Here is an 8,280-nt window from a genome sequence, read left to right as displayed (position 1 = left end):
CGCCCGCGGGCAGTGCGGCCCGGTGCCGCGCATCCGCTTTTCTCAAACGCGGTTTTCCCCTTGTCAAAGGATGAATCATTCATGAATACGGAACGTTCCTCGACGCGCTTCGATGTCGTCGTGATCGGTGGCAGCTATGCGGGACAATCGGCCGCCATGCAGCTTGCCCGTGCGCGTCGGCGTGTGCTCGTGGTGGATGCCGGCTTGCGCCGCAACCGCTTCTCCCCGGTCTCGCACGGCTTGATCGGGCAGGACGGGCGTCCGCCCGAAGAGATCGCGGCAAACGGCAAGGCGCAGCTTCTTGCGTATCCGAACGTGCAGTGGCTGGAAGACACCGTGATTCACGCTGAACGCACCGATGCCGGTTTTGTTTTTCGAAGTGCATTGGGGCAGCACTTCAACGCGAGCAGCGTGGTGCTCGCGTTCGGCGTGGTGGACGAGATTCCGGATTTGGAAGGCGCGGCCGAACGATGGGGGCGCAGTGTATACCACTGCCCGTACTGCCATGGCTACGAATTGGACCAGGGGCGCATCGGCGTGCTCGGGAACGGCTCGATTTCGCCTCTGCTGGCGCTGCTGATGCCGGACTGGGGCAAGACCGTGCTCCTGACCAACGGAACATTTGAGCCAAACGACGAGCAACGCGACGCGCTGGCCGAGCGAGGCGTCGCGATCGAGCCCGAACGGGTGACGCGCATCGTCGATACGGCGAGCGTCGAGCTCGCCGACGGACGGTGCATCGTGCTCGATGGCCTGTTCACCATGAATCGCACCCATCTGTCGAGTCCGGTCGCGGAACAATTGGGGTGTGCGATCGAAGACGGGCCGCTGGGGCCTTATATCCGTGCCGACGAATCCATGGAAACTTCCGTGCCGGGCGTGTTTGCATGCGGCGACGCCACGCAGCGAGGCGGCAGCGTGGCGCTCGCCGTGGGCAGCGGTGCGCTCGCGGGCATCGTCGCGCATCGAAAGCTGGTCATTCCCTGATGCGCAGGAGAATCCATTCGGACTACAACTTTTCGAGCAACCGATTTTTCTTCATCTACCGGGAACATGATCGTGAGTTGGCAAAACTGGTGCTTTTCCTGGCTATCGCGTAAAACGACCAAGTCCCTGACCAGAAAACCGGCGCTGTCCGCTCACGACATGCGAGCGCACAGCGCCAAATGGTCCAGCCGTGGCGTGAAACCTCCCCGGGGCTGGCGCGTACGCGAAATGGCCGCGCGGCCGCTATGCGGCGAATGGATCGAACCGGCGGATCCGGTTCGCCGCGACTCGCTTCGCCGCATCGTCATTTATTTGCATGGCGGAGGATATTGCTTTTGTTCTCCCCGCACGCATCGAACGATTGCCGGTGCGTTGGCCAAAGGGGCGGATGCGCGTACCTTTTCATTGGATTACCGGCTTGCTCCGGAACATCCGTTTCCCGCCGCGGTGGAGGATGCATTGGCCTCCTATCGGCAACTTCTCGCCGATGGCGCATCTTCAGACCGGATTGTCATCGGTGGGGATTCCTCCGGCGGGGGGCTCGCGCTTGCTCTGTTGCTGTCATTGCGCGATGCCGGCGATCCGTTGCCGGCTGGCGCAGTATTATTTTCTCCGTGGACGGATCTGGCCGCGACCGGCGCGTCCCTGAAGGCGAATGACGAAGCCGATGTCATGCTGAGCGCGGCCGCCGTAGCGAATTTTTCCCAGTACTATCTGGGCGGCACAGCTGCTGATCACCCTATTGCTTCACCTCTCTATGGCGAATATTCGGGTTTGCCGCCCTTGTTCGTCCAGGCGAGCGACACGGAGGTATTGCTGGACGACGCCGCACGGGTCGCGGAAAAGGCCCGCGTTGCCAACGTCGCGGTGGACTTCAAGGTCTGGCATCGGGTTCCGCACGCCTGGCCTACGCTGACGCCTTATCTGCCCGAAGCGAAGGCGGCCGTAAAAGAGGCAACCGACTTTATTCGGAGGGTGGTGCCGTGAGCTTCGAATTGACGGAGAAAGCCGGCGCCGGCCGCTGGATCGAGCCGTCATCGTCGGCCGGGAACGCCATGCAGCGGTTGTTCTGCATCCCTTATGCGGGCGGCGGCGCATCCGTGTTCCGCGGCTGGCAGGCACGGCTTGCGGCGACGGTTGACGTCCGTCCGCTGCATCCGCCTGGGCGAGGCCGCCGTTTCCGCGATGCGTTGCTATATCGGGTGGACCTGATCGCCGACGAGGTGACGGAGGCGATCGCGCCGCTACTCGACCGGCCCTATACCCTGTTCGGCCACAGTATGGGCGCCAGCGTGGCGTTCGAGGTGGCGTGGCGCATCCAGGCCCGCCGCCTGCGGGAGCCGAGGTGTTTGATCGTTTCCGGCCGCGGCGCTCCGCATCTGCCTACGAAGGGACGGCCGATCCACGATTTGCCGGACGATCAATTTCTCGACGAGGTGATACGCATGAACGGCACGCCGCCTGAAATTCTCGCTCATCCCGAAGTGATCACATTGCTACTCCCGATTCTTCGTGCCGATTTCAAGGCGGTGGAGACTTACCGGGCAAAACCGCATCCCCCTCTGAACTGCCGGATCGTTGCATTGGGAGGCAGTGGCGAACCAGGCAGCGCGGAGGCGGTGGAGTCGTGGCGCACTTACACTACCGGCGGCTTTCGCGGCGAGATCCTTCCCGGCGATCACTTTTTTATACATGGCAATGCTGAGCAACTGTTTTCGGTTCTCAGCGAGGAATTGACGGATGCGCTGCGTTGCGCCGCAACCCCGTTGGCAACACCGGTGCATCAGCCATTCACAGATTCATGTGACGTGCGGAAGTGATCGCACCAAGGCTCGGAACGCAACACCTCCAGATATACGCATCATGTTAATCACCTCCCGGTCGCAGCAGTCCAGCGCGAACGTTACGCGCAGCGGCATGCCGTCGTCGCACCGGAACTCAAAGCCATCGGAGCACCAGCGGGCGTTGCTGCGGTCCACAGCAACGCGGCCGTCATGGCGCCGCTTGTCTCGCCGCACGCCAGGGCGGCGCAGCAGCAACCGGTACTCGCGCATAACCCGATACATGCGCTTGGCGTTGACGCATGGTGCGCCGGTCTGCTCTCGACTACGACGCAGCAGCGCCCAGATACGCCTATAGCCGTAGATCGGCAGGTGCGCTACATGCCCCCGAATTTCCTCGACCAACCCGGTATCGTCAGTCGGGCGGGCAGGGCGGCCATCGCGCCAGTCAGACGAACGCGCCTGCTTCACCACCACGGCAGAGCGCGCCACGCCGAGAACTTCGCAGACCGTCTTCATCGGTCGTCCCCTGGCAGCAAGGGCGAGCGCGCAATCAGGTTTTTTGAGCGGCCCCAGTCCACGGCTTCTTTCAGGATTTCGACCTCCAGCGTCCTCTTCCCGAGTAGCCGTTGCAGTTCCTTGATTTCCTTGATGGCGGCGGCCAGCTCAGATGCCGGCACAACGGCTTCGCCTGCCTTCACCGCCGCCGGACTGCCTTCCTGGTATTGCTTGCGCCAGCCGAACACCTGGTTGGCGTTGACGCCGTGTCGACGCGCCACGGCCGACACCGATGCTCCCGGCTCCAGTGTTTCCTGCACGATGGCGATTTTTTCCTGCGCCGTGCGCCGACGACGGCGCTCCGGCTCGGTCAGAATTTCGATGCTTTCCACGTCATGACTAGGCTTACTGATAGGCACAAGACTATCCGTTATTTTAAGAGAGTCCTCGTGTTCTCAGATACGTGGGGTCGCTCCACCGGTTACGTTCGTGGAGACGCGTGATTCTCTTTAAGAATCACACGACATTTATGTCGATATGTGATCGATTATTCGTGAATCCCGGGCGACCCGCTATTGCAACAGAGCGCTTTTTCGGCTGCCTCCAACACGTCCCACACGGACTACCATTTTGTAGCGACGGCGATGCGTAGCATCGTCACCACTGAACCGGTCCGACCGTTCCGTCGAACGCTGCCTCTAACAACGCGGTTTCGCGATCGTCGAGCGTCAGGTCGAGCGCCGCGAGCGCATCGGCCGCGTGATGCGGCTTCGACAACCCGACGATCGGCGCCGTGACGCCGGGCCGCCGCAGCGCCCAGGCGAGCGCGATCCGCGCAGGCGGCAGCCCGCGCGCCCGCGCTACTTGCCCGACCGCTTCGACGGTCGCCGCGACCGCGTCGCGGCCGTCGTACCACGACACCATCTGCCGGTCGGTCGCGGCGCGCGTCGTCCCGGCATCGCGCGAGCCGGCCAACAGCCCGCGGCCGAGCGGCGACCACGGCGTATACGCGATGCCTTCCTCGATGCACAGCGGCAGCATGTCGCGCTCGTCGTCGCGGCAGATCAGGCTGTACTGGCTCTGCATCGACGCGAACCGGGCGAGGCCGTGATGCCGCTGGAATGCGAGCATCTTCATGAACTGCCACGCGTGCATCGACGACGCGCCCAGATAGCGGACCTTGCCGCTCCTCACGATGTCATCGAGCGCCTCGAGCGTTTCGTCGATCGGCGTGTCCGGGTCGAAGCGGTGGACGACGTAGAGATCGACGTAATCGGTTCCGAGACGCTGCAACGACGCGTCGATGCTCGCGAACAGATGCTTGCGCGACAGCCCGCGCGCATTCGGGCCGTCGCCGGTCGGAAAGAACGCCTTGGTCGCGATCACCACGTCGTCGCGCACCGCGAAGTCGCGCAGCGCGCGCCCGAGAATGCGTTCGCTCTCGCCGTTCGAGTAGATATCCGCCGTATCGAAGAACATCACGCCCGCATCGAGCGCCGCGCGGATGAACGGGCGAGCCGCGTCCTCGGTCGCGACCCACGGCCGCCACGACGGATCGCCGTAGGTCATGCAGCCGAGGCACAGCTTCGATACCTTCAGCCCGGTGGTTCCCAGTCTCACGTATTCCATCGGTTCATCCTGTGTGGCGATAGCGGTCAGCGCATGCCGCCGATCGTATAGCCGCCGTCGACGAGGATCGATTCGCCGGTCACGAAACGCGCTTCGTCGCTGCACAGCCAGACGGCCGCGTCGGCCACGTCCTCGGGGGTGCCGATCCGCCGCGCGGGCGTGAACGCGGCGAACGGTCGAAACATCTCGTCGTCGCCAAAGCGGCGCGCCATCGGCGTATCGATGATGCCGGGGTTCACGTTGTTGATCCGGATGCCGTGCGGGCCGCCTTCGAGCGCGACCGCGCGCACCAACGCATCGAGCGCGCCCTTGCTCGCTGAATAGGTCGACGAGCCGGCCAGCGCGCCCTTCGCGAGCCAGGACGACGTATTCACGATCGCGCCGCCGCCGTGCGCGAGCATCGCTTCCATCTCGTATTTGATCGACAGCCACGTGCCCTTGAGATTGGTGTCGATCACGTCGTCGAAGTCGGCTTCGGTCTGCTCCACGATCGGCGCGAACGTGCCTTCCGTGCCGGCGTTGTTGAATGCCGCGTGCAACGCGCCGTAGCGCTCGACCGTCGCGTCGACGAGTGCGCGCACGCCATTGGCCGAGGCGATATCGACGGCGATCGCGAAGGCCTCGCCGCCGCGCTTGGCGATCGCGCGCACGGTGTCGTCGAGCGGGGCCGCGCGCCGCCCGGCGACGACGACGCGGGCGCCATCCCGCGCGAACGCGAGCGCGGCCGCCCGGCCGATGCCGGTGCCGCCGCCGGTGACGAGCGCGACGCGTCCGTCGAGCCGGGGCCGCGTCGGGGTAGAAGGGGTTGATAAGATGCGTGAATCGGACATGATGGGTGTTGCTCCACGTCAGGGTGAAACGGGCCGGCCGGCTGGCCGGCGCTCAGTCTTCGCCGGCCGGGATCGTCAGCGGCGCGCCGGGCGTGCCGGCATAGAACACGATTAGCTCGGCGGGCTCGTTGCCGGTCTCGCCGCGATGGGCGCCATCGACCATTTCCGGCACCACGTCGCCCGGGCCGAGCGCCAGCCGCTTGCCGTCGCTTCGGCGTACGGCGGTCAGGTGGCCCGACAGCACGTAGCCGATGTTGATCGACGGATGCGTATGCCAGGGCAGTACGGCGTGCGGCGGGAGGGTGTAGCGGACGACCGTCACTTCCGGCTGATGTATCGGGTATGCGCGATACGGCGAGCCGTCCCACGCGTGCGTGGTTTGCAGCAGCACCGTTTCGGCGGCGCGGGGGCGGGCGTCGGACGCTTGCGCGAGCGCGGGCGACGACGTACCGGCAATGATCGACGCGGCCGCGGTGGCGGCCCGGAAAGCGACGGAAAACAAGCGCGGCTTCATGGCGTGCGGCCCGTTCGGGCGGATCGTTCAGGACAGCGTCATTGTGCGAAGCGGATCGGCATGCGAATAGCGCCGGTTTGGTTGAAACCGATTCAACTTGACCGACCGGCGTCTCGACGCCATTGATGGACACCCGGACGTTCCGGGTTCGACGGGAGTACCGAATGGATCGTTTGAAGGCGCTGACGGTATTCGTCCGCGTGGCGGTCGCGGGCGGGATCAGCGCGGGCGCCCGCGAGCTCGGCATGACGCCGCAGGCGGTCAGCAAGCAGGTCGCCGCGCTGGAAGCTTTGCTGAACGTGCGGTTGTTCCAGCGCTCGACGCACCGGATCGCGCTGACGGCCGAGGGCGAGCGCCTGCTCGCGCAATGTCGCGGCGCGGTTGGGGAACTGGAGACCGCGCTGCGCATGCTCGACGACGATCGCGCGCAAGCGGTCGGCACGATCCGCGTCGCGGCGCCTTACTCGCTGGCGCGGCGCTTTCTCGCGCCGTTGCTCGGCGAGTTTTGCGATCGGCAGCCGGGCGTCACCGCGGAGCTGATCGTCAGCGACGACATGGCCGATATCGTCGAGCAGCGCATCGACATCGCGGTGCGGACCGGCGATTTGCCCGACAGCGGGCTGGTTGCACGGCGGGTTGCCGATCTGCAACTGGTCGTCTGCGCGGCGCCGGCGTATCTGAGCCGCCACGGCGAGCCGCGCACGATCGATGCATTGCGCGAGCACCGCTGCACCGCGTTCCTGTATCCGCGCACGGGCAAGCCGTTTCCGTGGGAGTTCCTCGTCGACGGCCGCGTCGATACGCAACAGGTCCGCCCGTTCATCGCGACCAACGACATCGACGCGGAACTCGACATCGTGCTGAGCGGCGCCGCGATCGGCCAGTTCTTCGGTTATTCGGTCCACGCGCACGTGCGCGAGGGCCGGCTCGTGCCGCTGCTGACGAAGCATGCGACCTGCCGGTACGGGCTCTACCTGTGCATGCCGCAGCGAACGCATCTGCCGCGACGGAACCGGCTGTTGATGGATTTTCTAGCTACGCGACTAGCCGAACACCCGGAGCTTGCGCCGCTCCCATTGGGGAGCGAGTCGACATGATGCGCCTTGTCAAATCATCAATCGCGTTGGTTCGCCTGACTGCCGATGTACCGGCTCCGGTTGTTTGGTCCCGTTTCGACAAGATGTGGTGGAAGTACCCGCACTCCCGTGCCTACCGCGTCGCGCTTTTGGATATGGGCTGCCTTGCCCAGACTTTCCAGCTCGTAACTACCGGCCTTGGCCTGAAATCTTGGCTGACAGGCTACTTCCTTGACAGAGAAATCAATCGTCTGCTGGCCGTGGACGAAATCAATGAATCAGTACTGTTTTTTGTGGGGGCTGGCGAGGGGGCCGATACGCCTTTCGCCCCCGAGGTGCTGACTGCTGTCGAAAAGCTCAGAAACGCGTCCTGAGAGACATTCCCATGCTCATTCTCGGCTTTAAGCCTGGACACGACGGGCACATTGCGAGCCTTGAAAATGGCGTCCTGAAATTTTCGTATGAAGCGGAAAAAGATACCAATCCGCGTTATGCCCCTGTCGATGTCGATCTGCTGATCGACGCTTGCAGAGCAGTTGATCGGATCCCGGATGTGATTGCCGTGAGCGGGTGGAGCAAAGGGATTCGGCCTGATCAAGGTGCGCCAATTGGCGGTGGCTATCTGGGTCTCGCTCGGCCGCAGGTTTTGCCAGCCTCATTTTTCGGCAACGAAATTCGTCGGATAACGGACTCTCACGAGCGCTCGCATATCATGTGTGCTTACGGCATGTCGCCGTTTCCTCAAGGGCAAGCGTGCTACGTATTGGTCTGGGAAGGACATATCGGCTCATTTTACTTTGTAGATGAATATGTCAATATCGAACGACTGTGCGAGGCGCATTTCAGGAACGCGCGCGTCGCCTGCGGGTGCGTCTTGAAAGGTGAGACTGCCTCTGAAGAGCATTTTCCCGAATGTGGAGACTTCGGGGTCATTCTCGTTGATAGCATCGCATCGTAGCCATACT

Annotated in this window: 9 protein-coding genes and 1 pseudogene; 6 read left to right on the top strand and 4 right to left on the bottom strand. The window is 63.9% G+C overall.

Annotated features, from left to right (window positions below):
* The first annotated feature begins 81 nt into the window (after positions 1-81).
* From WS78_RS24390 to WS78_RS24380, 3 genes are all read left to right on the top strand, one after another.
* Positions 82-987 (top strand): NAD(P)/FAD-dependent oxidoreductase, encoded by a 906-nt coding sequence (locus tag WS78_RS24390; protein WP_059582805.1) that lies wholly within the window; start codon positions 82-84, stop codon positions 985-987.
* 72 nt (positions 988-1,059) lie between these two features.
* The gene (locus WS78_RS24385; RefSeq protein WP_394335894.1) at positions 1,060-1,974 is read left to right on the top strand and encodes an alpha/beta hydrolase; all 915 of its coding nucleotides are present in this window, start codon (positions 1,060-1,062) and stop codon (positions 1,972-1,974) included.
* On the top strand, positions 1,971-2,807 hold the full coding sequence (locus tag WS78_RS24380; RefSeq protein WP_038744886.1) for a thioesterase II family protein: 837 nt from the start codon (positions 1,971-1,973) through the stop codon (positions 2,805-2,807). The genes WS78_RS24385 and WS78_RS24380 overlap by 4 nt, the downstream gene beginning before the upstream one ends.
* Before the next feature lie 24 nt (positions 2,808-2,831).
* Here the strand turns inward: WS78_RS24380 and WS78_RS24375 are convergent.
* The 4 genes and pseudogenes from WS78_RS24375 to WS78_RS24360 all read right to left on the bottom strand — a co-directional run.
* Positions 2,832-3,649: pseudogene (locus WS78_RS24375) on the bottom strand (IS3 family transposase); the annotation flags it as partial.
* Between the two features lie 274 nt (positions 3,650-3,923).
* Positions 3,924-4,895, bottom strand: coding sequence for an aldo/keto reductase (locus tag WS78_RS24370; protein WP_038744887.1), 972 nt, complete (start codon positions 4,893-4,895; stop codon positions 3,924-3,926).
* 26 nt (positions 4,896-4,921) lie between these two features.
* Positions 4,922-5,725 carry an SDR family NAD(P)-dependent oxidoreductase gene (locus tag WS78_RS24365; RefSeq protein WP_052145019.1) on the bottom strand — a complete coding sequence of 268 codons (804 nt, stop codon included), beginning with the start codon at positions 5,723-5,725 and terminating at the stop codon, positions 4,922-4,924.
* 52 nt (positions 5,726-5,777) lie between these two features.
* Entirely contained in the window at positions 5,778-6,239 is a 462-nt protein-coding gene (locus tag WS78_RS24360; protein ID WP_038744888.1) for a cupin domain-containing protein, read from the bottom strand.
* Between the two features lie 164 nt (positions 6,240-6,403).
* Here WS78_RS24360 and WS78_RS24355 point away from each other — a divergent pair, with 164 nt between their 5' ends.
* The 3 genes from WS78_RS24355 to WS78_RS36265 are packed head-to-tail and all read left to right on the top strand — an operon-like array spanning position 6,404 to position 8,273.
* Positions 6,404-7,336, top strand: coding sequence for a LysR family transcriptional regulator (locus WS78_RS24355; RefSeq protein ID WP_038744889.1), 933 nt, complete (start codon positions 6,404-6,406; stop codon positions 7,334-7,336).
* Positions 7,333-7,689 carry a nitroreductase family protein gene (locus WS78_RS24350; protein ID WP_082717418.1) on the top strand — a complete coding sequence of 119 codons (357 nt, stop codon included), beginning with the start codon at positions 7,333-7,335 and terminating at the stop codon, positions 7,687-7,689. Before WS78_RS24355 ends, WS78_RS24350 begins: the two co-directional genes overlap by 4 nt.
* 11 nt (positions 7,690-7,700) lie before the next feature.
* Positions 7,701-8,273: a hypothetical protein gene (locus tag WS78_RS36265; RefSeq protein ID WP_156437383.1), complete on the top strand. Its 573-nt coding sequence runs from the start codon at positions 7,701-7,703 to the stop codon at positions 8,271-8,273.
* Positions 8,274-8,280: the final 7 nt, after the last annotated feature.

The organism is Burkholderia savannae, assembly GCF_001524445.2.
Classification (GTDB): domain Bacteria; phylum Pseudomonadota; class Gammaproteobacteria; order Burkholderiales; family Burkholderiaceae; genus Burkholderia; species Burkholderia savannae.
Note: the sequence above shows the minus strand (reverse complement) of the source record. Positions and strands in the feature narration are given on the sequence as shown.

Coding starts and splice junctions, on each gene's coding strand:
- WS78_RS24390 (WP_059582805.1), top strand. CDS start 82: ATGAATACGGAACGTTCCTCGACGCGCTTCGATGTCGTCGTGATCGGT.
- WS78_RS24355 (WP_038744889.1), top strand. CDS start 6,404: ATGGATCGTTTGAAGGCGCTGACGGTATTCGTCCGCGTGGCGGTCGCG.
- WS78_RS24365 (WP_052145019.1), bottom strand. CDS start 5,725: ATGTCCGATTCACGCATCTTATCAACCCCTTCTACCCCGACGCGGCCC.
- WS78_RS36265 (WP_156437383.1), top strand. CDS start 7,701: ATGCTCATTCTCGGCTTTAAGCCTGGACACGACGGGCACATTGCGAGC.
- WS78_RS24350 (WP_082717418.1), top strand. CDS start 7,333: ATGATGCGCCTTGTCAAATCATCAATCGCGTTGGTTCGCCTGACTGCC.
- WS78_RS24360 (WP_038744888.1), bottom strand. CDS start 6,239: ATGAAGCCGCGCTTGTTTTCCGTCGCTTTCCGGGCCGCCACCGCGGCC.
- WS78_RS24370 (WP_038744887.1), bottom strand. CDS start 4,895: ATGGAATACGTGAGACTGGGAACCACCGGGCTGAAGGTATCGAAGCTG.